26 protein-coding genes and 1 tRNA gene are annotated in these 24,764 nt (G+C 70.2%); 13 read left to right on the plus strand and 14 right to left on the minus strand.

Annotated features, from left to right (window positions below):
* Nucleotides 1-63 precede the first annotated feature (63 nt).
* The 4 genes from ACP6CK_RS07915 (at nt 64) to ACP6CK_RS07930 (ending at nt 2,065) form a co-directional block, all read left to right on the plus strand.
* Nucleotides 64-288: a hypothetical protein gene (locus ACP6CK_RS07915; RefSeq protein WP_426958336.1), complete on the plus strand. Its 225-nt coding sequence runs from the start codon at nt 64-66 to the stop codon at nt 286-288.
* Between the two features lie 2 nt (nt 289-290).
* A complete protein-coding gene (locus ACP6CK_RS07920; RefSeq protein WP_426958337.1) occupies nt 291-893 on the plus strand; it encodes a hypothetical protein in 603 nt (200 codons plus the stop codon).
* The gene (locus ACP6CK_RS07925; RefSeq protein WP_426958338.1) at nt 893-1,567 is read left to right on the plus strand and encodes an HK97 family phage prohead protease; all 675 of its coding nucleotides are present in this window, start codon (nt 893-895) and stop codon (nt 1,565-1,567) included. The genes ACP6CK_RS07920 and ACP6CK_RS07925 overlap by 1 nt, the downstream gene beginning before the upstream one ends.
* 156 nt (nt 1,568-1,723) lie before the next feature.
* The gene (locus tag ACP6CK_RS07930) at nt 1,724-2,065 is read left to right on the plus strand and encodes a hypothetical protein (RefSeq protein ID WP_426958339.1); all 342 of its coding nucleotides are present in this window, start codon (nt 1,724-1,726) and stop codon (nt 2,063-2,065) included.
* Nucleotides 2,066-2,119: 54 nt separating this feature from the next.
* On the opposite strand, the gene ACP6CK_RS07935 is transcribed toward ACP6CK_RS07930, so the two are convergent.
* Together ACP6CK_RS07935 and ACP6CK_RS07940 are read right to left on the minus strand one after the other, a co-directional pair.
* A tRNA-Thr gene (locus ACP6CK_RS07935) sits at nt 2,120-2,194 on the minus strand.
* The gene (locus ACP6CK_RS07940; RefSeq protein ID WP_426958340.1) at nt 2,185-2,427 is read right to left on the minus strand and encodes a hypothetical protein; all 243 of its coding nucleotides are present in this window, start codon (nt 2,425-2,427) and stop codon (nt 2,185-2,187) included. Before ACP6CK_RS07940 ends, ACP6CK_RS07935 begins: the two co-directional genes overlap by 10 nt.
* Before the next feature lie 160 nt (nt 2,428-2,587).
* On the opposite strand from ACP6CK_RS07940, the gene uvrB reads away from it, so the two are divergent.
* The 3 genes from uvrB to ACP6CK_RS07955 all read left to right on the plus strand — a co-directional run bounded on the left by uvrB (nt 2,588) and on the right by ACP6CK_RS07955 (nt 6,531).
* Nucleotides 2,588-4,783 carry an excinuclease ABC subunit UvrB gene (gene uvrB, locus ACP6CK_RS07945; protein ID WP_426958341.1) on the plus strand — a complete coding sequence of 732 codons (2,196 nt, stop codon included), beginning with the start codon at nt 2,588-2,590 and terminating at the stop codon, nt 4,781-4,783.
* A 183-nt stretch (nt 4,784-4,966) separates the two neighbouring features.
* The gene (locus ACP6CK_RS07950; protein ID WP_426958342.1) at nt 4,967-5,938 is read left to right on the plus strand and encodes a Bug family tripartite tricarboxylate transporter substrate binding protein; all 972 of its coding nucleotides are present in this window, start codon (nt 4,967-4,969) and stop codon (nt 5,936-5,938) included.
* Between the two features lie 170 nt (nt 5,939-6,108).
* A complete protein-coding gene (locus tag ACP6CK_RS07955; RefSeq protein WP_426958343.1) occupies nt 6,109-6,531 on the plus strand; it encodes a hypothetical protein in 423 nt (140 codons plus the stop codon).
* Nucleotides 6,532-6,548: 17 nt separating this feature from the next.
* On the opposite strand, the gene ACP6CK_RS07960 is transcribed toward ACP6CK_RS07955, so the two are convergent.
* On the minus strand, nt 6,549-7,136 hold the full coding sequence (locus tag ACP6CK_RS07960) for a carboxymuconolactone decarboxylase family protein (protein WP_426958344.1): 588 nt from the start codon (nt 7,134-7,136) through the stop codon (nt 6,549-6,551).
* 140 nt (nt 7,137-7,276) lie between these two features.
* Between ACP6CK_RS07960 and ACP6CK_RS07965 the strand changes: the two genes are divergently transcribed.
* The 3 genes from ACP6CK_RS07965 to ACP6CK_RS07975 are packed head-to-tail and all read left to right on the plus strand — an operon-like array spanning nt 7,277 to nt 10,125.
* Nucleotides 7,277-8,308 carry an Ldh family oxidoreductase gene (locus ACP6CK_RS07965; protein ID WP_426958345.1) on the plus strand — a complete coding sequence of 344 codons (1,032 nt, stop codon included), beginning with the start codon at nt 7,277-7,279 and terminating at the stop codon, nt 8,306-8,308.
* A gap of 18 nt (nt 8,309-8,326) precedes the next feature.
* Nucleotides 8,327-9,304, plus strand: a complete 978-nt coding sequence (locus ACP6CK_RS07970; RefSeq protein ID WP_426958346.1) for a Bug family tripartite tricarboxylate transporter substrate binding protein — start codon at nt 8,327-8,329, stop codon at nt 9,302-9,304.
* Nucleotides 9,301-10,125 (plus strand): NAD-dependent epimerase/dehydratase family protein, encoded by an 825-nt coding sequence (locus ACP6CK_RS07975; protein WP_426958347.1) that lies wholly within the window; start codon nt 9,301-9,303, stop codon nt 10,123-10,125. The genes ACP6CK_RS07970 and ACP6CK_RS07975 overlap by 4 nt, the downstream gene beginning before the upstream one ends.
* Here ACP6CK_RS07975 and ACP6CK_RS07980 read toward each other — a convergent pair.
* The 10 genes from ACP6CK_RS07980 to ACP6CK_RS08025 form a co-directional block, all read right to left on the minus strand.
* On the minus strand, nt 10,118-10,876 hold the full coding sequence (locus ACP6CK_RS07980) for an MBL fold metallo-hydrolase (RefSeq protein WP_426959891.1): 759 nt from the start codon (nt 10,874-10,876) through the stop codon (nt 10,118-10,120). The genes ACP6CK_RS07975 and ACP6CK_RS07980 overlap by 8 nt on opposite strands.
* Before the next feature lie 2 nt (nt 10,877-10,878).
* Nucleotides 10,879-11,925: an Ldh family oxidoreductase gene (locus tag ACP6CK_RS07985; RefSeq protein ID WP_426958348.1), complete on the minus strand. Its 1,047-nt coding sequence runs from the start codon at nt 11,923-11,925 to the stop codon at nt 10,879-10,881.
* Between the two features lie 62 nt (nt 11,926-11,987).
* The gene (locus tag ACP6CK_RS07990; RefSeq protein WP_426958349.1) at nt 11,988-12,944 is read right to left on the minus strand and encodes a tripartite tricarboxylate transporter substrate binding protein; all 957 of its coding nucleotides are present in this window, start codon (nt 12,942-12,944) and stop codon (nt 11,988-11,990) included.
* Between the two features lie 6 nt (nt 12,945-12,950).
* A complete protein-coding gene (locus tag ACP6CK_RS07995) occupies nt 12,951-13,937 on the minus strand; it encodes a Bug family tripartite tricarboxylate transporter substrate binding protein (RefSeq protein ID WP_426958350.1) in 987 nt (328 codons plus the stop codon).
* Nucleotides 13,938-13,977: 40 nt separating this feature from the next.
* Nucleotides 13,978-14,679, minus strand: a complete 702-nt coding sequence (locus ACP6CK_RS08000) for an EthD family reductase (RefSeq protein WP_426958351.1) — start codon at nt 14,677-14,679, stop codon at nt 13,978-13,980.
* A 191-nt stretch (nt 14,680-14,870) separates the two neighbouring features.
* On the minus strand, nt 14,871-15,899 hold the full coding sequence (locus ACP6CK_RS08005) for a C-terminal binding protein (protein WP_426958352.1): 1,029 nt from the start codon (nt 15,897-15,899) through the stop codon (nt 14,871-14,873).
* 75 nt (nt 15,900-15,974) lie between these two features.
* Nucleotides 15,975-16,886: a carbohydrate ABC transporter permease gene (locus ACP6CK_RS08010; protein WP_426958353.1), complete on the minus strand. Its 912-nt coding sequence runs from the start codon at nt 16,884-16,886 to the stop codon at nt 15,975-15,977.
* Nucleotides 16,879-17,832, minus strand: coding sequence for a carbohydrate ABC transporter permease (locus tag ACP6CK_RS08015; protein ID WP_426958354.1), 954 nt, complete (start codon nt 17,830-17,832; stop codon nt 16,879-16,881). The genes ACP6CK_RS08010 and ACP6CK_RS08015 overlap by 8 nt, the downstream gene beginning before the upstream one ends.
* A gap of 52 nt (nt 17,833-17,884) precedes the next feature.
* Nucleotides 17,885-19,216, minus strand: coding sequence for an ABC transporter substrate-binding protein (locus tag ACP6CK_RS08020; protein ID WP_426958355.1), 1,332 nt, complete (start codon nt 19,214-19,216; stop codon nt 17,885-17,887).
* A gap of 34 nt (nt 19,217-19,250) precedes the next feature.
* Entirely contained in the window at nt 19,251-20,309 is a 1,059-nt protein-coding gene (locus tag ACP6CK_RS08025) for an ABC transporter ATP-binding protein (RefSeq protein ID WP_426958356.1), read from the minus strand.
* A gap of 233 nt (nt 20,310-20,542) precedes the next feature.
* Between ACP6CK_RS08025 and ACP6CK_RS08030 the strand changes: the two genes are divergently transcribed.
* The 3 genes from ACP6CK_RS08030 (at nt 20,543) to ACP6CK_RS08040 (ending at nt 23,908) form a co-directional block, all read left to right on the plus strand.
* Entirely contained in the window at nt 20,543-21,547 is a 1,005-nt protein-coding gene (locus tag ACP6CK_RS08030) for an alpha/beta fold hydrolase (protein WP_426958357.1), read from the plus strand.
* 186 nt (nt 21,548-21,733) lie between these two features.
* Nucleotides 21,734-22,096 carry an SET domain-containing protein-lysine N-methyltransferase gene (locus tag ACP6CK_RS08035; protein WP_426958358.1) on the plus strand — a complete coding sequence of 121 codons (363 nt, stop codon included), beginning with the start codon at nt 21,734-21,736 and terminating at the stop codon, nt 22,094-22,096.
* Between the two features lie 90 nt (nt 22,097-22,186).
* On the plus strand, nt 22,187-23,908 hold the full coding sequence (locus tag ACP6CK_RS08040) for a GMC family oxidoreductase (protein ID WP_426958359.1): 1,722 nt from the start codon (nt 22,187-22,189) through the stop codon (nt 23,906-23,908).
* 25 nt (nt 23,909-23,933) lie between these two features.
* Here the strand turns inward: ACP6CK_RS08040 and ACP6CK_RS08045 are convergent, their stop codons facing one another.
* Complete coding sequence (locus ACP6CK_RS08045) at nt 23,934-24,740, minus strand: IclR family transcriptional regulator (RefSeq protein WP_426958360.1); 807 nt, start codon at nt 24,738-24,740, stop codon at nt 23,934-23,936.
* Nucleotides 24,741-24,764: the final 24 nt, after the last annotated feature.

A 24,764-nucleotide genomic window follows, 5' to 3' on the forward strand; every position in this document is an offset into this window, starting at 1 on the left:
CTTTCGCGAGGTGGTCCGACCGGTCCGACCCGGTCCGACCGAAATAGAGAAGGTCCGGGTCCGGTGAGCCGGCTTCGCACCCTCGCTCAGGGCTACCGGCTGCCCGGCGCGGCCACCCCCGAGCCTCTGCCAGTGGATCACGACGCCGGGGAGGCCGAGGCCATGGCCGCCTTCTACGCGGCCCCGGCTGATCCCGACGCCTACCGCCCCGGCAACCCCGATCCCCTACGCGACGGGCTCGGCTGCGGCTTCCGCGCTCACCAGCGCAACACCACCGAAGGAGAGTGACCATGGATCTCAAGAAGCTGCTCGGCATGAGGCCGAAGGGACAAACCGCGGCGGACATCCACTCCGCCATTGCCCAGGCGGAGGCAGGCAAGGCGTCGGCCCTGGCCCGCGCCGCAGAGCTGGAGGCGGAGCGGGGCAACCTGCTGCTGACCGGCGATATAAAGGCCGTCGAGACCGGCGAGCGTGAGCTGGCAGAGGCGCGAGCGGAGGCCGAACGCTGCACCGTGATGGCTGAGGCGCTTCGTGCGCCGCTGGCCGAGGCAGTTCTGCGGGAGAGGGCAGCGGAGATCGTCGCCCTGCACCAGCGGGCAGAGCAGGCTTCGGAGGAGTTCGCGACCTGGTGGCGGACCAAATACGGCGCGCTTGCCACCGAGATCCGGGACGCGCTGCGGCAGGAGCGGATCGCACTCAACCTGATCCACCAGCTGCACATGCTGACGGTGGACGAGCCTGCGGCCTTCGCCGCGGCTGGTGTGGGTCTCCCGAAGTCGCCGTCCGAACGGGTCAGCCCTCACTCCCCGTCTTCCGTGATCGCCGTGGCGATGGGTGTCCGCCTTGTATCAGTGGATCGCGACACCTCCATTTGGCCGGAGGATCGTCACTGATGACCACCTTCATCGAAGGCAATGTCCTGTCCCACGAGCCCGAGACACGTCGGGTCGTGGTGATGTTCACCACGTCAGTCGCATTCGACAATGCCAGCACGAGCACGCTGACTGAGATGGACTTTGCGGGCTGTGATCTGTCGCTGCTGTGCTCGGGCCGAGCTCCCCTGCTGGCCGATCACCGAAAGGACATCGGCAGCATCCTCGGGGTGGTGGAGACGGCGTGGATCGACGAGGGCCAAGCCTTCGCCCTCGTCCGCTTTGCCTCGACCCCGTTCGCATCCGAGGCGTGGTCTCTCGTGCGCGACGGCATCCTGACCTGCGCCTCGATGGGCTTCAACTACAAGGAGGAAGCCATCACGGTACGGCACACGGACACGCACAGCATCCAAACCATCGGCGTGTGGCGTCCTTTCGAGGTGACGCTGTGTGCTGTCCCTGCCAACTGGGGCGCCCGGATCTTCGCCGATGCTCCGGTCTCAGTGGTGGACGACGTACGCCGGACGGCCGCGGAACAGCGGCGCGACCAGATCCGCCTGACCTGGAAGACCCATCTGGATCAGGAGATCTTGAAGAAGGCGACCACCCTCGCCCCGCACCTCGCCGCCGCCCTCGGCACCGACCCGGCCCGGACGGCCGAGGCGATCCGAGAGGCAGTGGAGGCGGGCGGGTGACCCGGCGGGGGGGGGGTACCCCGGGGGCCTTCGGGTCCTTCCCCGTCCCGGACGGTATGCGGGCAGCGGAAGCGCGCGAGTTGGCTAGGGCAGGAGCAACCAATGGTATCATCATCACCCCTGCGGGCGATCCCGCCGGCCGCCACTGCAGGCGCTATGGCGGGCGTTCTCGGCGTCTCTGAACGGGTAGTCGCCGGCCGGAAGGCTGACGGCCGCCTCCCCAAGCTGGAGGATGGCAGCGTGGACCTTCACGCGGTCATCCGGGCTGGGGTGGCAGCACTAGGCCAGCGTCAGACCGGCCGGGCAGAGACACCGGCATCCGAAGCCTTCGACCAGGGTCTTCGGATGGGTGCTGGCACCGGTGCCGGGCTGGCGATCTCCTTCGTCACCGGCGCACCGATGGGCGAGGATCCTGACGGGCATCACGAAAAGGTGGTCTCGGCCGCTTGTGAGCTGTTCGGCATCCCCCGGCACCGCCCGGACCACCTTTCGGACTGAAGGGTCCGCAAAGGGTCCGCAGATCGGGTCTGGTTCGATGAAATGCCCGGAAAGTGGTGCCGGGTGAGGGGATCGAACCCCCGACCTTCGGTTTACAAAACCGCTGCACTACCGCTGTGCTAACCCGGCCGGCGCGGCATTCCGCGGAAGGTCAGGATGGTGGCACCCTGCGCGGGACCGGCGCTTGCCGCAGGGTAGCGGGCGAGCGGCCGCTGGGAAAGACGGGCGCGCCGCCCACGACGCTGGCGCCGGGGCAGCGCACGGGGAGGCGCCGGCGGCAGGGCCCGTCGGGCGAGCCAAGCCATCAGGATGGGCGAGAGGATGGCAGCGCCGAGGCCGGCGATGCCCAGCAGTCCGAGCACGTGGATGCTCCTTCCCGGTCCCCGGCGGCGATCCGCCCTCCGGAAGGCGGCACGGATCCGTCGCGATCGCGCATTGTCTCATGAATCGGATCGTTCCGTCACGCTCATCCTCGTCCCGGCGCGTGCAACCCGCCGGGAGCCACCCTATGTTCCAGGGGTCATGGACACCCTGCCGCCCGTTCTCTTCCAGCCCATTCGCCGCCCCCCTCCCGCCGGCGGCAAGCCGCTGAAGGTCGTCTCCCCCTATGAACCCGCCGGCGACCAGCCGACCGCCATCGCCGAGCTGGTGGCGGGCCTGAGGCGGCACGAGAAGGACCAGGTGCTGCTGGGCGTCACCGGCTCCGGAAAGACCTTCACCATGGCGAAGGTGATCGAGGCGGTGCAGCGCCCGACTCTTATCCTGGCCCCGAACAAGACTCTGGCCGCGCAGCTCTACGGGGAGATGAAGTCCTTCTTCCCGGAAAACGCGGTCGAGTACTTCGTGTCCTACTACGACTACTACCAGCCGGAAGCCTACGTCCCGCGCACCGACACCTATATCGAGAAGGACGCACAGATCAACGAGCAGATCGACCGCATGCGCCACTCCGCCACCCAGGCGCTGCTGGAGCGGCGGGACGTGGTGATCGTCGCATCGGTCTCGTGCATCTACGGCATCGGCTCGGTCGAGACCTACGGCAACATGACCGTCAAGCTGGAGGCCGGCGGCCAGATCGAGCGCGACCGGCTGCTCAAGGCGCTCGTGGAGATGCAGTATCGCCGCAACGACACCGCGTTCCAGCGTGGCACCTTCCGCGTGCGCGGGGAGACGATCGACGTGTGGCCGAGCCACCTGGAGGACCGCGCCTGGCGCGTGAGCCTCTTCGGGGACGAGGTGGACGGGCTGCGGGAGTTCGATCCGCTGACGGGCGAGGTGGCGGGCGAGATGGAGCGGGTCGCGATCTACGCGAACTCGCACTACGTCACGCCGCGGCCGACGCTGATCCAGGCGATCCGCGACATCAAGGTGGAGCTCAAGGAGCGACTGGCGCAGCTGCACGCCGAGGGCAAGCTGCTGGAGGCGCAGCGGCTGGAACAGCGCACCACCTTCGACATCGAGATGATGGAGACGACCGGCGCCTGCAAAGGCATCGAGAACTACTCCCGCTACCTTTCCGGCCGCGGCCCTGGCGAACCCCCGCCGACCCTGTTCGAGTACCTGCCGGAGGGCGCGCTGCTGGTCGTGGACGAGAGCCACGTCACCGTGCCGCAGATCGGCGGCATGCAGCGCGGCGATTTTGCGCGGAAGTCCGTCCTGTCCGACTTCGGCTTCCGCCTGCCCTCCTGCGTCGACAACCGCCCGCTCAAGTTCGAGGAGTGGGAGGCCTTCCGCCCGGAGACGCTGTTCGTCTCCGCCACGCCCGGCCCGTGGGAGATGGAGCGCACCGGCGGCACCTTCGCCGAGCAGGTGATCCGCCCCACCGGCCTGATCGACCCGGCCTGCGAGATCCGGCCCGTGGAGGGCCAGGTGGATGATCTGCTGGCGGAGTGCCGGGACGTCACGAACCGCGGCGGCCGCGTCCTCGTCACCACGCTGACGAAGCGCATGGCCGAGGATCTGACGGAGTACATGACGGAGACGGGCATCAAGGTTCGCTACCTCCACTCCGACGTGGACACGCTGGAGCGGATCGAGATCATCCGGGACCTGCGGAAGGGCGTCTTCGACGTGCTGGTCGGCATCAACCTGCTGCGGGAGGGGCTGGACATCCCGGAGTGCCGCCTCGTCGCCATCCTGGACGCGGACAAGGAAGGCTTCCTCCGCTCCACCACCTCCCTCATCCAGACGATCGGCCGCGCCGCCCGCAACGCCGAGGGCCGGGTCATCCTCTACGCCGACAAGATGACCGACAGCCTCCGGCGCGCGCTGGAGGAGACGGACCGCCGCCGGGCGAAGCAGCAGGCCTACAACGAGGAGCACGGGATCACGCCGCAGACCATCGCGCGTGAGATCTCCGACGTGCTGCAATCCGTCTACGAGCAGGACTACGTCACGGTGGAAGCGGTGGAGGACGATGCCTCCGCCCACTTCATCGGCCACAACCTCCGCGCCAGCATCTCCGAGCTGGAGCGCAAGATGCGCGCCGCCGCCGCAGACCTGGAGTTCGAGACGGCGGCGCGGCTCCGCGACGAGATCAAGCGGCTGGAAGCGCTGGAACTCGGCCTCGACGCCCCTCCCCCCTCCGGGCACGAGGCGCGCGCGAAGGCCGACTGGAAGCCGAAGCCGCTGGGCCCCGGTGGGGGCGGCTACGACCCGGACAAGCGGTCCACCCGCGCCGCCTCCCGAGGCGCACCGCGGCGGGGCAAGGGGCGGTAGGCTGGGTTGGGGGAGTGAACTCCCCCAAGCCCCCTCCTCCTTTTGTCAGTTCGCCCCTGACGTCGCCGTCATCGCCAAGCGCAGAGAATGGTGAGGGGTCCGGGGGAATGTCCCCCCGCGGCCTTGCTGCCCTCCGCGCTCTTGCCTAATCCGCCGGAACCAGACGTCCGGGGGAACCGACCGATGCTTGACCGCCGCGACCTGCTCTCCGCCGGGCTGGCCCTCGGCGCGGCCGGGACCGCGAAGGCCCAGGAATCGTGGCCGAGCCGGCCCGTGCGGATCATCATCCCCTTCCCGCCCGGCCAGGCGACCGACACGATGCTGCGCCTGCTGGCCGACGAACTCTCCCGCCGCTGGCCCCAGCGCGCCGTGGTGGAGAACCGCGCGGGCGGCGCCGGGGTGGTGGGCACCGAGGCCGGTGCCCGCGCCGCACCGGACGGCTACAGCATTACCGCCTCCACCTCCGGCACCTTCGGGATCAACCCGGGGATCATCGCCAACCTTCCCTATGATGCGGACCGCGACTTCGCGCACATCACCGCGGTCTTCACCGTGCCGCTCGTCATCATTGCCCACCCCTCCTTTGCCCCGCGCACGGCGCAGGAGTTGCTGGAGGCGGCGCGCCGCGATCCGGGCGGCATCAACTACGGCTCCGGCGGGCCGGGCACGTCGCAGCACATGTCGGCGGAGCTCTTCGCCAGCCGCGGCGGGGTCCGGCTGACCCACGTGCCCTATCGCGGCAGCGGGCCGGCCATGGCGGACCTGCTGGCCGGCAACATCCCGATGATGTTCGACAGCATCCCCTCCGCCCTCCCGCAGATTCAGGCCGGGCGGGCGCGGGCCATCGCCGTGACCTCCGCCACGCGCGCGTCGCAGCTTCCCGACGTGCCGACCATCGCCGAAACCCTGCCGGGCTACGAGGCGATCGGCTGGGCCGGCCTCTGCGTTCCCGCAGCCACCCCGCGGCTGGCGGTGGAGCGGATCAACGCGGACGTGACCGCGCTCCTGCGGGACCCGGCCATCGCAGCCCGCATGGTGGAGCTGGGCGGCACCCCTGCTCCACAGACGCCGGACGAGTGCACCCGCTTCGTCCGCGCCGAGATCGCCAAGTGGCGGGAGGTTGCGCGCATCGCGAACGTGCGGCTGGAAGGCTGACCGGAACCGGCCGGGAGAACGAGGTTCCGCAACCCCGGCGCCTGTCCGGGCGATAGGCTCCAGCAGCCCGAACGCGGGCGGGTCGGCGCCGGCCCGCCCGCGGGACCGGGCCACACAGCAACCCCCCGACCCGGGGCCACAGCGCCCGGGGAGGACGGCCGGAGACGCCCATGCACGCGAAGATCGGCATCAACGCCAGCCCCCAGAGACTCTTCGACTGGCTGGCGCAAGGCGCGAATGCCCGCCACTGGTTCGCCCATCTGCGGCACGAGGCCGATGCGCTGCCCGAGGTCGGCGTGACGGCCGACGCCGGCGCCATGACCGTGCGCTGGAGCGCCGCCCCGGCCGGCGAGATGCACGTGACAGGCCAGGGCCACGCGAGCGAGCTGTCCCTCACCTTCACCGAGGATGGCCACCCGCCCGAAGCGCCCGCCGAGGAGCAGAGCCCGGACGACCCGCCGACCAACGCGGGCAACGCGCTGCGCTCGATCAAGAGCCATGTCGAGAACGCCGAGGGCGGCGATCCCGACATGCACACGCCCGGCATCGTCTCGAAGGAGCAGGTCGAAGAGGCGGCGCGCGAGATGGAGTAGCGCGCCGGGCCGGTGGTTCAGGCGGCGGCCTGACCCCCGGCCGGCAAGGGCGGCAGGGGGTCCGGCGTGCCCGCCGGCACGCCGATCTCGTAGACATTCAGCGTCATCGAGACGAGGGTGTAGTAACCCAGCAGCCCGATCAGTTCCGCCAGGGATTTCTCCCCGAGAACCTCGCGCGCCTCCGCGTGCGATGCGTCGTCCAGGTGCCGCTCGAGGTGAACCTTGCGCGCGACGTCGTGCACCACCCGGTCGGCATTGTCGGTGAAGCTGGGGCGTCGGCCGTGGCGAATGGCCTCGATGATCTCCTCTTCCAGCCCAGCCTCGCGCGCGATGCGCGCATGGGCGAACCACTCGTACTGGCTGCTCCAGATCCGCGCCGTCACGAGGATCGCCATCTCCGAACGGCGCGTGCCGAGGCTCGTCTGGTAGCGGAGGAACTCGCCCAGCGCCTGGGCACGGCGGGCCAGCTCGGGGCTGGCGAGCCAGGCGCGCATCGGCGCCGGCACGCGGCCCCGCTGGCCGGCGGTCACCTCGCGGACGGCCTCCCGCTGGGCGTCGGTCATCTCCGACTCCGGGATATCGCGAAGGCGCGGGGGATGGGCCATGCCGGGTTCCTCTCGGGTGGGGCGGAAGGCTACCGGCCCCCTCCCCGGCCGACCAGCCATGCACCGTCCCGCGCTGGACCGCGGCAGGTCCGCGGCGCAGTCTCCGGCCCGGGCAGGAGACGAAGAGGTCCGAGGACGGCATGAGCGACGCGATTGTTCCCGAGGACCGGCTGCTTTCCCTCGCCACGGCGGCGCTCACGGCCGGTGGGATGACGCCGCCGGACGCGGCGAATGCGGCGCGCGTGCTGGTGCTGGCGGATCTCTTCGGGCTGCGGACGCACGGGATCAGCCGCGTGCCGCAGTACCTGGACCGTGTGCGGCTGGGCGGCATCGACGCGGCGGCCAAGGTGGAGGTCACGCGCGTGGCGCCGGGTCTGGCGACGGTGGACGGCGCCAACGGCATCGGCCCGCTGGTCGGGATGCGCGCGCTGGAGGCCGCGATGGAAGGCGCGCGCGCGGCCGGCATCGGCGCCGCCTTCGCGCGGGGCAGCAACCATTTCGGCCCGATCGCGCCCTACGCGCTGATCGCGGCAGAGGCGGGCTTCGCGTCCATCGTCGCCTCCAATGCCACCACGACGATCGCGCCCTGGGGCGGGAAGGACACGCGGGTCGGCAACAACCCCTTCGGCATCGGCGTGCCGAACCCGGGCGGCGACCCGGTGATCCTCGACATGGCGCTGAGCGTCGCGGCCCGCGCGAAAATCCGCCAGTTCGCGGCGCGCGGGGAGCCGATGCCGGAGGGCTGGGCCACGGACGCCGAGGGCAGGCCCACGACCGACGCGGCCGCGGCGTTGAAGGGCTTCCTGCTGCCGGTGGGCGGGCACAAGGGCTACGGGCTGGCCATCATGGTGGACCTGCTGGCTGGGCTGCTCTCGGGCGCCGCCTACCTCACGCGCGTGCGGGCCTGGGACAAGGACCCCGGTGTGGCGCAGGACCTCGGCCACGTCTTCATCGCGATCGACACGTCACGCCTCGGCAGCGCGGACTGGCTGCGGGAGAGGATGGCCGATTTCGCCGCGATCATCCACGACACGCCGGCCGCCGACCCCGCCTCCCCCGTGATCCTGCCCGGAGAGCGCGAGATGGCGGCGATGCACCGGCAGCGGCGTGATGGCGTGCGCGTGGCGGAGGACGACCTGCGCAAGGTCGAGGCGCTGGCCGGCCAGGGCTGAAGAACGGAGGAAACAAGAATGATCACGCGTCGTGGCCTGAGCGCCCTTCCCCTTCTCGCCATGCCCGCGGTCGCGCGGGCGCAGGACGGCTATCCCAACCGCCCCATCCGCATCCTGGTCGGTTATCCCGCCGGCGGTGGTCAGGACCTCACAGCGCGGCTTCTGGCGGAGCCGCTCCGCGCGGCCCTCGGCCAGCCGGTGGTGGTGGAGAACCGCTCCGGCGCCTCCGGCATGATCGCGGCGGATGCGGTCGCGAAGGCGGCGCCGGACGGCTACACGCTGCTGCTCGGCGGCGCGGGGGAATGCGCGGCGAACGGCGCGCTCTTCCGCGGCCGGATCACCTACGATCCCGTGCGGGACCTCGTGCCGATCCATGTCTCGGCGAAGGTGCCCTGCGTGGTCATGGGCAACCCGGCGCAGCCCTTCACGGACATTCCCGGGCTGATCGCGCACGCGAAGCGGAACCCGGGGCGGCTCTCCTATTCCTCCTCCGGCATCGGCAACCCGCAGCACTTGGCGGGAGAGCTGTTCAACTTCATGGCGGGAACCGACACGGTGCACGTGCCCTATCGCGGCTCCGGGCCGGCCGTGACGGACATCGCCTCGGGGCAGGTGCAGTTCGGCTACAACAGCCTCGCCGCCGGATTGTCGCTCATCCAGGAAGGCCGCATCCGCGCGCTCGGTGTGACCTCGAAGGAGCGCATGCCGCAGCTTCCGAACGTGGCGTCGGTGTCCGAATTCGGCCCGATGCGCGACTACGAGCTGGTGAACTGGTTCGGCCTGTTCGGTCCCGCCAACATGCCGCCCGCGCTCGTGGAGCGGCTGAACCGGATCGTGGAGGCCGCCGTGCACGGGCCGGAGCTGCGCCCGCGTTTCGATACCCAGGGATTGCTGGTGCAATCCCAGACGCCCGCCGAGGCTCGCGCTTTCGTCGTGGCGGAGGCCGAGAAGCTCAGCAAGATCGTCGCCGACGCGCGGGTCACGGTGGAGGGATGAGCGGCTGGAACCGGCTGCTGCTGACCGGCGCGGCGGGCGAGATCGGCACCGTCCTTCGCCCCGCCCTGCGCGGCGCGGCAGCGCATCTTCGCTGGCACGACATCCGCCCGGTGCCGAATGCCGCCGCAGACGAGGAGGTGGTGACGGGCGACCTGACCGCGCCCGGCGCCGCCGACGCGGCTATGGAGGGCGTGGACTGCGTCATCCACCTCGCCGGCATCCCGCGGGAGACGGACGGCTCCTCCGACCGGATCATGCAGGTGAACGTGCTGGGCACCCATGCCGTGTTCGAGGCGGCGCGGCGCGCGGGCGTGCGCCGGTTCATCTTCGCCAGCAGCAACCACGTCATCGGCTTCTACCGCGCGGACCGGCCGGTGGGCACGGAGGAGCCGATGCGGCCGGACGGGCATTACGGCCTGTCCAAGGTCTTCGGGGAGGCGATGGGCCGCCTCTACGCCGACAAGCACGGGATGGAGGTGGCCTGCCTGCGCATCGGTGCCTTCCGCGCCCGCCCCGGCAATGCGCGGGAGCTCGGTGGCTGGATCAGCCACCGCGACATGGCGCAGCTCGCGCGCCGCTGCGTGGACGCGCCGCCCTTCCACTTCCTCGTGCTCTATGGTGTCTCGGCGAACACGCGGGCGCTGTGGGGCGGTGACACGGCGGCGCGCGCCCATGTCGGCTTCGCGCCGGAGGACAATGGCGAGGCCTACGCCGCCGAGCTGGAGAGCAAGCGCCCGGCGCCGGAGGAGATCGCCGCCATATTCCATGGCGGCATGGTCTGCGCGCTGGGCTTCAGCGGCGACCCGTCCCGGATCACCTGACGCCGCTCTCCGTCACATCGAACACCGAGCGGTCGTCGAGGCTGGCCCCGAACCACGCCTCGACCGTGGTCTCCCGCTTTCCCTGCGCGACCGGCTGACCCGAGCCATCCAGCACCAGCGGCTGGTCATGGCCGGGCAGCAGCAGCGTCCCCGGCCGCTCCCGCCACGCCGCGTTCAGCCGGGCGATGGAGCGGGCGTGGACCGCGGCGTCCATCGTCATGTCAGCCTTGCCGGTCGCGAGCTCCGCCCGGTTCTTCGCGATGTCGGCCGAGAAGATGACCCGCGGCTCTCCCTCCAGCACGAAGGCGAGATGGTGCGGGGAATGGCCCGGCGCCTCGAAGCAGGAGATGCCGGGCAGGCCGGTGGGGCCTTCGACCAGCCGGTGGAAGCGCGGGCTCTCGGCGAGGGCGCGCAGCGCGTATTCCGGCCAGAGTGGCGCGCCGATCGGCTGTGCCAGCGCGTAGTCCATCTCCGCGGCGGGCGCGTGGACCGTGGCCTGCGTGAACATCGGCCAGTTTTCCGAGTGGTCGTAGTGCAGATGGGTGATGAGGACGTCCGTGATGTCGTCCGGCGTGATCCCGAGGGCCTTGAACTTGTCCAGCAGCAGGCGCCGCGCGCCGAGGCGGCTGGTGTCCAGGAGGACCAGCCGGTTCTCCGGCCCGCGCGCCAGGGCGACCGTGCTCCAGCCCAGCCCGCCCTGCTGCCTCGATTTGCCGGGATAGCCCTGGATCAGGACCTGGACGTTCCACATGCTCACCACCCCTCCGGCCGGGCCACGCCGAGCTCGTCCGCGGCCTTGTTGAGATCGATCCGGGTCTGCTCCGGAAGCGCCAGCCCATCCCGCGCGTGGCGCACCTCGTTCCGCGCCTCCAGCTCGCCGGGATAGAAGATCTCCTCCACGCCCTCGGCGCGTGGCACCGACTTCAGCTCGGCGATCATGTGCTCCATCCGCGCGTTGAAGGCGTCCAGTGGCTGAAAGGCGGCGATGTTCAGCGCGATGATCAGGTGGCCGGAGCGGCTGACCTTGTCCTTCTGGTAGGGGCTGCTCACCTCGCCCAGGATGCCGCTGCCGGAGAGCACGCCGGACAGCACGTCCACCATGGTGGCGATGGCGTAGCCCTTGTGCTCGGCCATCGGCAGGATCACGCCCTTCAGCGCCTCCACCGGATCGGTGGTGCGGCGCCCGTCGGCGTCGATGGCCCAGTGATCCGGGATCGGCAGCCCCTTCTGGCGCGCGAGGAAGATCTTGCCCCGCGCGACCACCGTGTTCGCCATGTCCAGCATCATCGGCGCGTGCGCCCCGGCTGGCGCGGCGATGGACCAGGGATTGGTCCCAACCTTCATCCGCTTGCCGCCCCAGGGCGCCATGGCCGGGCCGCCATTGGCCGTGAGGATGCCGACGCACCCGGCCTCCGCCGCCATGCGGGTGAAGTAGCCGAGGGCGCCGTGATGCCCGGAGTTGCGGATGGACACGACGCCGACACCGTGTGCCTTCGCGCGGCGGATCGCGTCCTGCATGGCGTCCCGCGCGATCACCTGGCCGACGCCGTCATGCCCGTCCACCACCGCGATCGCGCCGGCATCCACCACCCGCTCCGCGGTCGTGACGGGCCGCATGACGCCGGTCTTCACCCGGTCCAGATACCAGGGCGCCCGCATCACGCCGTGGGAGGAATGCCCCCACATGTCGGCGCGGACGAGCGTCTCCGCCACGAAGGCCGCGTGGTCGTCCGGAAGGCCTGCGGCGACATAGAGGGAGGCGACGAAGCCGCGCAGGAAGACGGGATCTGTGGACGGCATATCGTTCCTCCGGCGCTCGGTCGCAGGATAGGCCGGCGGGGGACGGGGATGAAGCCCGGCGCCTACTCCATCGTCACGCCGGTGCGGCGCACGATGCCGGCCCAGTGCTCCACCTGGTCGAGGAAGAAGGCGCGGAACGGCTCCGGCTCCTGCGTCACGATACGGAAGCCCAGCCCATCGGCCCACTGCCGCATGCCGTCCCCGGCCATGACCTGCCGCACCGCCGCGTTCAGTCGCGCGGTGATGGCCGCCGGCGTGTTCGCTGGCGCGAAGAGGCCGTGCCAGATGTTCACGGCAAAACCCGGCAACCCACTCTCCGAGATGGTGGGCAGCTCCGGCCAGGCCGGCGCGCGCTCCGCCGTGGAGGTAGCAAGGCCACGGATGCGCCCCGAATCCGCCAGCGGCTTGGCGGTGGAGGCCGGGTCCATGACCAGCTGCACCTCATCCGTCGAGAGCGCGAGGAGGTAGGGCGCCGCGCCGCGATAGGGCACATGCGTCATCTGGATCCCCGCCTGCACGCAGAAGTCGGCGAGCGCCAGATGTCCCGAGCTGCCGGTGCCAGCCGTGCCGTAGTTCAAACGGCCGGGCCGCGCCTTCGCGAGGTCGATCAGTTCCCGCACCGTGCGTGCCTGGGTCGGGTTGCTGACCATGAAGAGGAAGGGCGTCTCCGCGATCTGCGTCACCGGCGTCAGGTCGCGCCTTGCATCGTAGCTGATGTCCCGCCGCAGCGAGGGCTCGATCGCCACGGCGCAGGTGTGGAACAGCATGGTCGTGCCATCCGGGGTCGCGCGCGCCACCGCCTCGGTCCCGACCGCGCCGCCGGCGCCGGAGCGGTTCTCGACCACCACCTGCGTGCCGAGCACCGGTCCCAGCTTCTCCGCGATATTGCGCGCGACGAGGTCGGTGTTCCCGCCCGGCACGAAGGGCACGATGATCCGGACCGGTCCCCGCGTCTGCGCGATGGCGGGCATGGCGAGGGCCGCGAGCGGGGCAGCCAGGACAATGCGCCGGGAGGTCATGACGTCCTACTCCGCACGGATGTTGGCGGCGCGGATCACCCCGCCCCAGGTAGCCAGGTCGCGCTCCACCCGGCTCGCAAGCTCCGCCGGCGTGGAGCTGCGCTGGGCGTAGCCGAGTTCCTGCAACCGCGCCGCCAGCTCTGGCTTCGCGAGGACGCGGCCGAATGCGGCGCTCAACCGATCGCGGATCGGGTCGGGTAGGCCCTTCGGAGCGAAGACCGCCATCCAGCCCACGGTCTCGAAACCCGGATCGGTCTCGCCGATCGTGGGGACCTCGGGCAGCAGCGGGTGGCGTACCCGGCCGGAAGTGCCGATCGCACGCGTCTGACCGCCGCGGATCGTGGGCAGCGCGGTGGAGGGCACGTCGAACATGAAGTCCACCCGTCCGCCGACCAGGTCCAGCAGCGCCTGGGCGCTGCCGCGGTAGGGAATGTGGTCCATGGTCACGCCGGTGGCGCTTCGCAGCATCTCGGAGGTGAGGTGGTTGCTCGACCCGATGCCCGCGGAGGCATAGGAGACGCCCTGCGGCCGGCTCTTTGCGAGATCGACCAGATCCCGGAGCGTGCGCACAGGCGACGCCGCCGGCACCAGCAGCACGTTCTCGTACTCCGTCAGCAGGGAGATCGGCGTGAAGTCGCGCAGCGGGTCGTAGCCGGTGTCGTTCGAGAGCGATGGATTGACCGTCATCGCCCCCGTGTTGCCGAGACCGATGGTGTAACCATCCGGCGCCGAGCGCGCGAGCCGAGCCACGCCCAGGCTGCCGCCCGCGCCACCGACATTCTCGATGACGATGGGCTGGCCCAGTTCCTCCCGCATCGCCTCCAGCACGGGGCGGCTGATCACGTCCGTGGCGCCCCCCGGTGGGAAGGGCACGATGTAGCGGATCGGGCGGTTCGGCCAGGGCGCCTGGGCGAGCGCGGGCAGTGGCATCGCCGCAGCGGCCACCACGGCCAGCAGCCGGCGGCGCGACGGGCCGGGGATGCCATCGATCATGCCACGGTCCTCCAGGCGGATACGGCCGGCTCGCCGGCGCTCAGCGCGGCGGCGGGCACATCACCTCCTCGCGCAACAGGACGGTCTTCACCTCACCGAGGAAGGTGGCGCCGTCGGCGAACCATTCCTGAGCCTCCGGCGAGGCCACGAGTGCCCGGCGCGCGTCCATGTCGTCGCACCAGCTCTCGGCGAAGCCGTCCAGCGGGGTCTTCATCTCGAGCGGCGGAAGATCGGCCCGGAACTGCTCCTCCACGATGCCGGAGAGGATGAAAGCGCGGAGGTTCGGCACGCCCGGCGCCATGCGTGCGTGGCCGACGCGCCAGGCCTGCTGGAACTGCTCGGGTGTGTGATCCGGGCGGCGGCGGATGGCGGTCAAAGCCTTCACGCCCGGGCGGGGCCCCTCCGGCAGCGGCACCACCACCTGCTCCTCGGTCACGAAGGTGCGGATGGAGCCGATGATGGTCGCGCCGTCCCCGTGCCACCGCTTGCCCTCCGCCGAGGCACCCGCGGCCGCGCGGGCCTGAAGGTCGTCGAACCAGACCTGGGCGATGCCGTCGAAATCGCCCATGGGCAGCGCCGCCACGTCGGAGCGGCCATGACTCTCGATCGGGATGTTCAGCACGTAGCCGCGGACACCGGGCACGTCGCGCCACATCGGCGCGTGCACCTCGCGCCAGTGGCGCTGGAAATCCTCCGCCGAGAGGCCGGGCTTGCGGGCGAGAAAGCTGATGGACTTGATCATGGACGTTCCCCGCGCCGCCAGAGGGCAACGCCATTCATCGAATAGGCCGAATGAATGACCTTAGCTGCCCGGCTGTCAACCGTAGCCGGTCGCAGGGACCGGGAGCGCAGGCGGGACGGCGCACCGCCCTGCGGCCGGCGCCAGGCATCCTTGCGGCGCGCCCGGCAGGCGCGCCGCGTGCCGTCAGCGGATCAGGAGTTCGGACCGCGCAGGATCGAGATCGGCTGCCACCGCGCCAGGCCGGACTTCTCCAGCGCCGCGGGGTTGACGCAGGACATCGGCCACTTGCCCTTCAGGACCAGCGCCAGTTCCTGCCCCACGCGCCGCTTCCGCGCCGGATCGAAGCGGGACGAGGCACTGGCGACGTGCGCCGTCAGGATGACGTTGTCCATGGACAGCAACGGGTTGTTGTCGCCCGGCGGCTCCTTCTCCAGCACGTCCAGCGCGGCACCGGCGATCTTCCCCTGCTGCAGGGCCTCGATCAGCGCCGCCTCGTCCACCGTCTGGCCCCGGCCCGTGTTGATGAAGATCGCGGTCTTCTTCATGCGGGCAAAATGCTCCGCCCGCATCATCCGGTCCGATTCCGGGGTGCCGGGGGCGTGCATGCAGATGAAGTCCGACTGTTCCAGCACGTCGTTCAGCGGTGCCGGCTCCACGCCGTAGTCGAGGACGGCGAACTCCTCGATGAAAGGGTCATAGGCCATCATGCGCAGGCCGAAGGGCGCGGCCCGGCGCGATACCGCGCGGGGGATGCGGCCGAAAGAGATGAAGCCGAGGGTCAGCCCGCGCAAGCGCGGGAACTGGTAGAGGAAGCGCCGCCCCTCCCCCCAACGCTTGTCCCTCACCAGGCGCTCGGATTCCGGCAGCCGGCGCCAGGAGGCGAGCAGCAAGGTCATCGTGTGGTCCGCCACCTCCTCGATGAAGGTGTCGGGGATGTTGGTGACGGGGATGTTGCGCTCGGTCGCCGCGGCGATGTCCACGGAATCCACCCCGACGCTGCCGAGGGTGATGACCCGGCACTTCGTCAGCCCGTCGATGATGCGACGGGTGATCTTCAGGCCCTTCGCATAGATCGCGTCCGCGTCCTGGGCGGCGGCCAGGAAGGCGGATTCCTCGGCCGGCGCCTCGACGATCTCCACGTCCAGCCCGGCCAGCGCCTCGCGCTCCAGCGGGTATCCGTCCGCCTGGAACGGCGTGGTCACGATCTTCAGCTTCGCCAAGGGAGATCTCCGGATGTTGCGGCCCGGGTCGCCGACCCGGGCATCGGATGGGTGCGGATCACGCGCCGCTGCACCCTACTCCTTCACCGCGCCGGTGAGGGAGGAGACGTAATAGTCCACGAAGAAGGAATAGAAGATCGCGACCGGCAGGGAGCCGAGCAGCGATCCGGCCATCAGCGCCCCCCACTGGTACACGTCGCCCGTCACCAGCTCCGTCAGGATCGCCACCGGCACCGTCTTCTTCTCGCTGCTCTGGATAAAGGCGAGCGCATAGATGAACTCGTTCCAGGACAAGGTGAAGGAGAAGATACCGGCCGAGATCAGGCCCGGCACCGCCAGCGGCAGGGTGATCTGGCGCAGGATCTGCAGCCGCGACGCGCCGTCGATCAGCGCGCACTCCTCCAGCTCATAGGGGATCGACTTGAAGTAGCCGATCAGCAGCCAGGTGCAGAAGGGCACCAGGAAGGTCGGATAGACGAGGATGAGCGCGAAGGGGCTGTCGAACAGCCCGAGCTGCACCACCATCGTCGCCAGCGGGATGAACAGGATGGAGGGCGGAACGAGATAGGCGAGGTAGATCGCCAGCCCGACATACTGGCTGCCCCGGAAGCGCAGCCGCTGGATCGCATAGGCCGCGAGGGTGGAGGAGAAGAGGGACAGGACGGTGGCGCCGACCGCCACGCCCATCGTGGTCCAGAGCCAGCGCGGATAGGCGGTGTTGAACAGGAGATGCCGGATGTGATCGAGCGTGGGGGAGTTGATCCAGAACGGATTGTTCTCCCGCAGATTGTAGAGCTCGGCGTTCGGTTTGAAGGACGTCACCGTCATCCAGTAGAAGGGGAACAGCAGGATGATGACGAAGAGTGCCAGGGGCACGTAGAGCGTCACCACGCGACGCGCGCGGCTGTCCCAGTGCATCGCCTCCGGCGCGACCGTCGCGGTGTTGCGGGTGGCCGGCGCGTCGGCGGGGATGGCGGCGTCAGTCATTGGCCTCTCCCTGCTGCCACTTCCGCCGGGCAAGGGCGAAGTAGGAGAAGAGCGTCGCGAAGACGAGGAAGGGGATCATGGAGACGGCGATCGCCGCCCCCTCCCCCAACTGCCCGCCCGGGATGCCGCGCTGGAAGGCCAACGTCGCGAGCAGGTGGGTGGAGTTCACCGGTCCGCCGCGGGTGATCGCGTAGACCAGCTGGAAATCGGTGAAGGTGAAGATGATCGAGAAGGTCATCACGATCGCCAGGATCGGCAGCAGCATCGGGAAGGTGATAAAGCGGAAACGCTGCCAGGCGGTGGAGCCGTCGATCAGCGCCGCCTCGTAGAGCGAGGGCGAGATCGTCTGCAACCCCGCGAGAAGGGAGATCGCGACGAAGGGAATGCCGCGCCAGACATTGGCGGCGATCAGGCTCCAGCGCGCCGGCCAGGCGGAGCCGATGAAGTCGATGTTCGTCTCCCGCAGCCCGAGATTCACCATCGCCCAGGAGATGATGGAGAATTGCGGGTCGTAGATCCACCAGAAGGCGATCGCAGAGAGCACCGTGGGCACGATCCAGGGAAGCAGGATGATCGCCCGCAGGATGCTCTTGAAGGGCAGATGGTTGTTCAGCAGCAGGGCCAGCCAGAGGCCGAGGCCGAACTTCAGCACCGTCGCCACCCCCGTGTAGAAGACGGAGTAGAAGACAGCGTTCCAGAAGATCGGGTCCTCGAAGAGAAACTCGAAGTTCTCCCAGCCTACCCAGATGCCGCGCCGCCCGATCGTGGTATCGGTGAATGCGAGGAAGATGCCGAGGCCCAGCGGATAGGTCAGGAAGGTCAGCAGCAGGCCGACCGCCGGCAACAGGCAGATGACGATCAGAAAGGCCTTGTTGTCGAACAGGCGGGCGATCCAGCCGGGATCGCTGCGCTTGGCGACCCAGCGCGGCAGAGCTGCTTCCGACATGCGGGCCTCCTCTCGTGGTGACGGCGCCCCGTCTCCGGGGCGCCGATGGGTCCTAGCGGCGGCGGAAAATTCGCTCGGAGCGCCGCGCGGCCTCCCGCGCGGCAGCCTCCGGCGTGGCCTGGCCGGACGCGACCGAGGCGAACATCTGCACGAGGATGTACTCGTTCGTGGCCGTGGCCGAGGCCTCGCTGATCGGGCCGCGATAGCCCTTCCAGAAGGAGCTGCGCATCGTGTCCTTGAAGACCGCGATCTTCGGGTCCGACGCCCAGACCGGGGAGGCCGAATAAGCCTCCAGCGGCTGCGACCAGTAGCCGAGATTGGCCTGCAGCCAGGGGTCGTACTGCTCGGACTCGAGCAGGAAGGCGAGCAGCGCCTTTGCCGCGTTCGGGAAGCGGGAGTGGCGGAACACCATGCCGTTGAGCGTCAACCCCGCATTCGGCGTGGAGGAGGCGCGTCCTCTCGGCATGAGGGCGTGGAAGGTATCGTCCGCCGCCGCCCGCGTCGCCGGGTCGTTCTTCATGGAGAAGTACAGCGACACGCCGTTCTGCGTGACCGAGATCTCGCCCGCCGCATAGGCGCGGTTGTTGGAGACGTCGTTCCAGGCCGTCGTGCCCGGGATCATGTTCGGGTAGAGTTCGCGGAGGTAGGTCAGCGCCTCCACCGTCTGGGGCGAGTTGATCCCCACGCTGCCGTCCTCGTTCACGAGGGCGCCGTTGTGGGACCAGAGCAGCCATTCCGCGAAGGCGTTGCCGTCGCCCACGGCGTTGCCCAGGGCGAAGCCGACCGGCTTGTTCGCGGACTTCAGCTTGCGCGCCATGTCCAGGAAGCCCGGCAGGTCCTCCGGCGGCGCCTGAAGGCCGATCTCCTGGAGGGCGGACTTGCGGTAGACCATCGGCCCACCCGAGGAGCCGAAGGGAACGCCCAGCCAGTTGTTCGAGTTGTGCCGCTTGCCGTACTTCTGCGCGAGCGGCAGCCATCCGCCGTAGCGGTTGCCGATGTACTCCGCGATGTCGGTCAGCTCGATCAGCTTGTCGGCGTAGACGTGCGGCGCCTCGTTGAAGCCGATGATGACGTCCGGCCCGGCGCCGGTGTTGGCGGTGACCGCGGTCTGCTGGGAGATGTCCTCCCACCCCACGAAGTCCACGCGGACCTGCACGCCCGTCTGCTGAGTGAAGCGGGCGCAGTTCGCGCGCCAGGTGTCCTCGTCCGGCTGGACGAAGCGGACCGGACGCAACATCCGCAGCGTCGCGCCGCTCTCGATCGGCAGGTTCGGCGCCGTCGCGTTCGACCGCTGGATCTGCGCCCCGGCCTCCCCGATCGCGGTCGCGGCCATCCCGGCGGCGCTGGCCGCCAGCAGGCTTCGCCGGGTGATGATGTTCGCCATTCCTGTCGTCTCCCTCTCTTGTTCCTGGCAGGCGCTACAGACGGCGCCCGGTCTCCGCGTCGAACAGGTGGACCAATCCACCATCGGGCCGGACCGGCAGCATCTCCCCGGGCCGGGCGGTGACCCGTTCCCGGAAGGCGCCGGTCAGCGGCGTCTCGCCCACGCGCAGCATCACCTGGGTCTCCGATCCCGTCGGCTCCACGAGTTGCACCGTCGCCGGCAGCCCGGCCGGGTCCAGGGTCAGGTGCTCCGGACGGATGCCGTAGATGACCTCCCGCCCCTCGGCGGCGGTGAGCCCCGGCGGCAGCGGCCAGCCGGCGCCGTTCGCGCCGTTCGTATGAAAGCCGCCTCCCGAGACCCGCCCGCGGACAAGGTTCATCGCCGGGCTACCGATGAAACCCGCGACGAAGAGGTTCGCGGGACGGTCGTATAGCTCGAGCGGCGCGCCGATCTGCTCCACCCGACCGGCATTCATGACCACGATCTTGTCGGCCATGGTCATGGCCTCGATCTGGTCATGGGTGACGTAGATCGTGGTCACGCGCAGCCGCTGGTGCAGGTCCTTCATCTCGGTCCGCATGTGCACGCGCAGCTTGGCGTCGAGATTCGAGAGCGGCTCGTCGAAGAGGAAGACCTGTGGGTTGCGGACGATGGCCCGCCCCATCGCCACCCGCTGCCGCTGACCGCCCGAGAGCTGCCGGGGATAGCGGTCGAGCAGCGATTCCAGCCCGAGGATGCGGGCGGCGCGGCCGACCTCGGCCTCCTTCACGTCGGCCGGCGCCTTTGCCAGCTTGAGCGAGAAGGCCATGTTCTCCCGCACGGTCATGTGGGGGTAGAGCGCGTAGTTCTGGAACACCATGGCGATGTCCCGGTCCTTGGGTGGGACGTTGTTCACCACGCGGTTGCCGATGATGATCTCGCCGCCGCTGATGTTCTCCAGCCCGGCGATCATCCGGAGCAGCGTGGACTTGCCGCAGCCCGAGGGACCGACGAGCACGCAGAACTCGCCGTCCGCGATCTCCACGTCCACCCCGTGCAGGATGGGCGTGCTGCCGAAGCTCTTGCGGACGCCACGAATGCCAACCGAGGCCATGAGCGCTCAGCCCCGCCCACGGCACGTGGCCGCGGCACGCACGAGACCCCTGACGGGGGCGCGAATCGCACGCTCCATCCAGGACTTTCCTTCCCTCTTTCGGGAAGCCTAGGCGGGTCCGGCGCGGACTGGCAATGGCCGCCGCGGCGGGTCCGGCAACCGCGCTGCGCCGCAGCACGTTAGCGACCCGTCCGGCGCCTCGGCCGGTGCGTGATGGGGACAGGTCGCCCGACATGAGCATTCTCGACCGGCTGGCCTTCCGCGCCGCCCGCACCCGCCCCCGGAGGGCCGATCCGCTGGAGCGGCTGGCGGCCGCCGGCGCGGCGGTCGCGCTCGCGGCCGCGGCGAACCATCTCGTCGCCCGCTGGTCGGAAAGGCGCCACCCGCCGACCGGCCGTTTCCTGACCGTGGACGGCGTGCGCCTGCACGTCGTGGAACGCGGCGAAGGCCCGGCGGTCGTGCTGCTGCACGGCAACGGCGCCATCGCCGAGGAGTTCGCCATCAGCGGCCTCCTGGACCGGCTGGCGGAGAAGCATCGCGTCATCGCCATCGACCGCCCTGGCTTCGGCTACAGCGCGCGCCCGCGCCGGACCGTCTGGACCGCCGCGAACCAGGCGCGGCTCATGCGGAAGGCGCTGCGGCAGCTCGGCGTGGAGCGGCCGGTGATCCTCGGCCACTCCTGGGGCACGCTGGTCGCGCTGAACATGGCCTTGGACGATCCGGACAAGACCGCCGCGCTGGTGCTCCTGTCCGGCTACTTCGTCCCGACGCCGCGGCTCGACGTGCCCGTCTTCTCCGTCACGGGGATTCCGATCCTCGGGGACGTCATGCGCTACACGATCTCACCCCTCGTCGCCTGGCTCATCTCGGGACCTCTGATCCGCCGCATCTTCAGCCCCGCTCCGGTCACCATGCGCTTCGCTGCCGGCTTCCCTCTCGCGCTCTCCCTGAGGCCGGGGCAGCTTCGCGCGAGCGGAGAGGACACGGCACTGATGATCTTCGACGCCGCTCGCACGGTCCACCGCCACGCCGAGCTCTCGGTTCCCGTGCACATCGTCGCCGGGGAGGGCGACCGGATCGTGGACACCGGCTCCCAGTCCACTCGCCTGCACCGAGACGTGCCCGATAGCACGCTGCGCGTGGTGAAGGGTGTCGGCCACATGGTGCATCACCAGGGCCAGGACGCCGTGGTGCAGGCCGTGGAGAGCGCGGTCGCCACGTCCTCCGCGACGGCATGAACGGTCCATGACGAAGTTCTAACCCGGCACGGCATTCTCCGGGGCGGTCCGGGGTCACATCATTCCGCTGCGCCGCGGCCGGCGGTGCTCTGCCAAACCCCGGGGCCCCGACCGCCGATGGATCAGACCGAGTCAGGACCTTTGCACGCCCACAGCCGCCAGCGGCTCCCGCTCCGGGTCCAGAAGATGGGCCGCCGCGGCCGAGGCGTCCTCGCGGACCGGCGGATCGAGGCCGGCGAACTGGTCGAGCGCTCCCCCGTGCTCATTATTCCCCACGCCGACCGGGCGGCGGCCGACAGCATGATCACCTTCACCTATGTCTTCATGTGGGAGCACGACACAGTCGAGGAGGACCTCTACAAGCACGAGGGCCGCGCCGCGATCGCGCTCGGCTACACCTCTCTGCTGAACCACTCCTACACCCCGAACTGCACCTTCATCCGCCACATCGACGAGCTCCTGCTCGACCTCGTCGCGCTCCGCACCATCGAGCCGGGCGAGGAGCTGACCATCGACTACCAGATGACCCTCTGGTTCACGCCGGAGTAGCGCCGCCCGATCCTGGCGCGGCCTGCAAGGCCGGTCCAAGCTGGGGCGGAACCCGGCCATGCCAGGACCGGGGCGGGATGGAAGCGGAGCATGGACGAGGTCTTCGACCACATCATCTGCGGCGGTGGCTCGGCCGGCTGCGTGCTGGCATCGCGCCTCTCGGAGGACGCTCACCGGCGCGTCGTCCTGGTCGAGGCCGGGGTGGACACGCCCCCGGGCCGGGAGCCGGCCGACATCCGCGCCTCCTACCACGCGGAAGCGGTTTACAATCGCGAGTATCACTGGAAGGACCTGAAGGTTCACCTCCGGCCCGTGCCGCACAACCGGCCGGAAGAGCGTCCGCCCCTCCGCTCCTACGAGCAGGGGCGCATCCTCGGTGGCGGCTCCTCCATCAACGGGCAGCTCGCCAACCGCGGCCTACCCTCGGATTACGACGGCTGGGCCGCGGAGGGCGCGGCCGGCTGGTCCTGGTCCGAGGTGCTCCCCTACTTCCGCAAGCTGGAGCGCGACTGCGACTTCGGCGAGGGACCGCTGCACGGCGGCTCCGGCCCGCTGCCCATCCGCCGAATCGCGCCCGACCACTGGGCTGGCCATAGCCGTGCCGCGACCGCGGCCTGGACCGCCGACGGCTTGCCGCACCTGCCCGATCAGAACGGCGACTTCCGCGACGGCTGGTTCGCCATCACCACCGCGAACGCGCCGGAGGACCACCGCGTCTCCGCCGCAATGGGCTACCTGACCGAGGCGGTGCGGGCCCGGGCAAACCTGACGATCCTCGCCTCCCACGCCGTGCTCGGGCTGGAGTTCGATGCGGATGGCCGCGCGGTCGGCGTGCGCGTCCGGTCCGCGGATGGCGCGGTCCGGACCCTGCGCGCACAGGGCGACATCGTCGTGTCGATGGGCGCGCTGCGCTCTCCGGCCTTCCTCATGACCCAGGGCATCGGGCCGGGGGACGCGCTCTCCGCCGCCGGCGTCGCGCCGCGCATGGAACTGCCCGGCGTGGGACGGAACCTGCAGGAACACCCGACGATCGGCTTCGCGGCCTATCTCCGGCACGCCGACCGCCAGACGGGTCCGCTGCGGCGGTCGATCCATGTCGGCGTCCGCTGGTCTTCCGGGATGGAAGGGGTGCCATCCGGCGACCTCTTCGCCATCTCCATCGCGCGGGCATCCTGGCACGCGGTCGGCGAGCGGCTGGCGGGGCTGCAGGCCTGGCTGAACCGGTCCTACTCCCAGGGACGGATCCGCATCCGCTCCGCCGACCCGCTGGAGCACCCGATCGTCGAGATGAACCTTCTTGCGGACTCGCGAGACGCCGTTCGCCTGGTGCAGGTATTCCGCAAGCTCGCTGCCTGGCACGCCATGCCGGAGTTGCGGTCGGTCGCGCTGGACGCCTTTCCAATGGTCTACAACGAGCGGGTACGGAAGGTCGCGATCCGCAGCCTGAAGAACAAGGTCGCGACCTCCATCCTCGCGCGCATCCTGGACGGCCCCGCCCGGCTGCGCCGCGCCGCGATCCACGGGCTGATCACCGAGGCGTCGCCCGTGGCGGTGCTGCTGGCCGATGAGGAGACACTGGAGGCCCATGTCCGCGCCAATGTCACGGGCCAGTGGCATGCGAGCTGCACCTGCCGCATGGGCCGGGACGACGACGCGATGGCGGTCACCGACACCGCCGGCCGCGTGCGCGGCGTCCCGGGCCTGCGTGTGTGCGACGCCTCGGTCTTTCCCTATGTGCCGAGCGCGAACACGAACATCCCGACGATCATGACAGCGGAGAAGATCGCCGACGCGATCCGGCGCGGCATGTAGCGGGCCCGCGACCCGCCGCGGCCGGCTAGACGCTCCCGGCCGCGAGGGACTGGACGCGGCGGGCGAGGTCCGCGACCCGCGGCCCCGCCTCCCGCATCGCGCGCTGGCGGTCCAGCATGAAGGCCGGTGCGCCGCAGTTGAAGGCGGCATAGCTTCCATCCGCGAGCAGGACGGCGGCGCCAGCCGCGTGCACCTCCTTCTGCCAATCGCCGACCGAGAGCGTGAAGCCGCGCGCGGCGTGCATCTCAACTGCTTCCTGCAAACCGTCACGAACGGCGGCCCAGCGCGCGGGGAAGCGAGTCTCGATTTCCGCGTCGATCGCGGCGCGCTCGTCGGGCGGCGCGGCGGCGTAGCGGGCGCGGCCCATGGCCGTGATCGCCAGCGGGATTCGCGACCCCAGGCCGAGTTGCAGGACGACCGCCGATCCGGGCTGGCAGTGCTCCACATAGAGCATGGAGAGCCGATCCCGCCGCCCGAGGGAGACGGAGCAGCTCAGCCGCTCGCAAAGCTCCTGCATCAGCGGGCGCGCGAGCTGCCGCACCGTCATCCCGGAGAGCGCGAGCTGGCCCAGCGAGACCGCCGCCACGCCCAGGCGGTATTTCGCATAGCGCGGCAGGTATTCGAGGTATCCCAGCTCCGTCAGCGTGTGCGTCAGCCGCGACACGGTCGGCTTGGGCAGCCCCGTCCGCGCCGCGATCTCCTGGTTGCCCAGCGCCGCGCCGCCCGCGCGGAAGGCCTCCAGGATGGAGAGGCCCCGCGCGATGGATTCCACGAATTGCGAGCCGCGCGTCGCCGCGCCCGGCTCGACGGGGACAGGGCGGCGGACCCTCATGCCCGCCACCGCAGGTTGGGTCGC

Source organism: Muricoccus radiodurans, assembly GCF_050154705.1.
GTDB classification, from domain to species: Bacteria; Pseudomonadota; Alphaproteobacteria; order Acetobacterales; family Acetobacteraceae; genus Roseomonas; species Roseomonas radiodurans.

Bases quoted from the DNA above. Each gene is read 5' to 3' on its own strand.
- ACP6CK_RS08035 (WP_426958358.1), top strand. From the start codon at position 21,734: ATGGGCCGCCGCGGCCGAGGCGTCCTCGCGGACCGGCGGATCGAGGCC.
- ACP6CK_RS08040 (WP_426958359.1), top strand. From the start codon at position 22,187: ATGGACGAGGTCTTCGACCACATCATCTGCGGCGGTGGCTCGGCCGGC.
- ACP6CK_RS07950 (WP_426958342.1), top strand. From the start codon at position 4,967: ATGCTTGACCGCCGCGACCTGCTCTCCGCCGGGCTGGCCCTCGGCGCG.
- ACP6CK_RS07960 (WP_426958344.1), bottom strand. From the start codon at position 7,136: ATGGCCCATCCCCCGCGCCTTCGCGATATCCCGGAGTCGGAGATGACC.
- ACP6CK_RS07955 (WP_426958343.1), top strand. From the start codon at position 6,109: ATGCACGCGAAGATCGGCATCAACGCCAGCCCCCAGAGACTCTTCGAC.
- ACP6CK_RS08020 (WP_426958355.1), bottom strand. From the start codon at position 19,216: ATGGCGAACATCATCACCCGGCGAAGCCTGCTGGCGGCCAGCGCCGCC.
- ACP6CK_RS07930 (WP_426958339.1), top strand. From the start codon at position 1,724: ATGGCGGGCGTTCTCGGCGTCTCTGAACGGGTAGTCGCCGGCCGGAAG.
- ACP6CK_RS07965 (WP_426958345.1), top strand. From the start codon at position 7,277: ATGAGCGACGCGATTGTTCCCGAGGACCGGCTGCTTTCCCTCGCCACG.
- ACP6CK_RS08030 (WP_426958357.1), top strand. From the start codon at position 20,543: ATGAGCATTCTCGACCGGCTGGCCTTCCGCGCCGCCCGCACCCGCCCC.
- uvrB (WP_426958341.1), top strand. From the start codon at position 2,588: ATGGACACCCTGCCGCCCGTTCTCTTCCAGCCCATTCGCCGCCCCCCT.
- ACP6CK_RS07970 (WP_426958346.1), top strand. From the start codon at position 8,327: ATGATCACGCGTCGTGGCCTGAGCGCCCTTCCCCTTCTCGCCATGCCC.
- ACP6CK_RS07925 (WP_426958338.1), top strand. From the start codon at position 893: ATGACCACCTTCATCGAAGGCAATGTCCTGTCCCACGAGCCCGAGACA.
- ACP6CK_RS07985 (WP_426958348.1), bottom strand. From the start codon at position 11,925: ATGCCGTCCACAGATCCCGTCTTCCTGCGCGGCTTCGTCGCCTCCCTC.
- ACP6CK_RS08025 (WP_426958356.1), bottom strand. From the start codon at position 20,309: ATGGCCTCGGTTGGCATTCGTGGCGTCCGCAAGAGCTTCGGCAGCACG.
- ACP6CK_RS07975 (WP_426958347.1), top strand. From the start codon at position 9,301: ATGAGCGGCTGGAACCGGCTGCTGCTGACCGGCGCGGCGGGCGAGATC.
- ACP6CK_RS07990 (WP_426958349.1), bottom strand. From the start codon at position 12,944: ATGACCTCCCGGCGCATTGTCCTGGCTGCCCCGCTCGCGGCCCTCGCC.
- ACP6CK_RS08010 (WP_426958353.1), bottom strand. From the start codon at position 16,886: ATGACTGACGCCGCCATCCCCGCCGACGCGCCGGCCACCCGCAACACC.
- ACP6CK_RS08000 (WP_426958351.1), bottom strand. From the start codon at position 14,679: ATGATCAAGTCCATCAGCTTTCTCGCCCGCAAGCCCGGCCTCTCGGCG.
- ACP6CK_RS07920 (WP_426958337.1), top strand. From the start codon at position 291: ATGGATCTCAAGAAGCTGCTCGGCATGAGGCCGAAGGGACAAACCGCG.
- ACP6CK_RS08045 (WP_426958360.1), bottom strand. From the start codon at position 24,740: ATGAGGGTCCGCCGCCCTGTCCCCGTCGAGCCGGGCGCGGCGACGCGC.
- ACP6CK_RS07995 (WP_426958350.1), bottom strand. From the start codon at position 13,937: ATGATCGATGGCATCCCCGGCCCGTCGCGCCGCCGGCTGCTGGCCGTG.
- ACP6CK_RS07980 (WP_426959891.1), bottom strand. From the start codon at position 10,876: ATGTGGAACGTCCAGGTCCTGATCCAGGGCTATCCCGGCAAATCGAGG.
- ACP6CK_RS08015 (WP_426958354.1), bottom strand. From the start codon at position 17,832: ATGTCGGAAGCAGCTCTGCCGCGCTGGGTCGCCAAGCGCAGCGATCCC.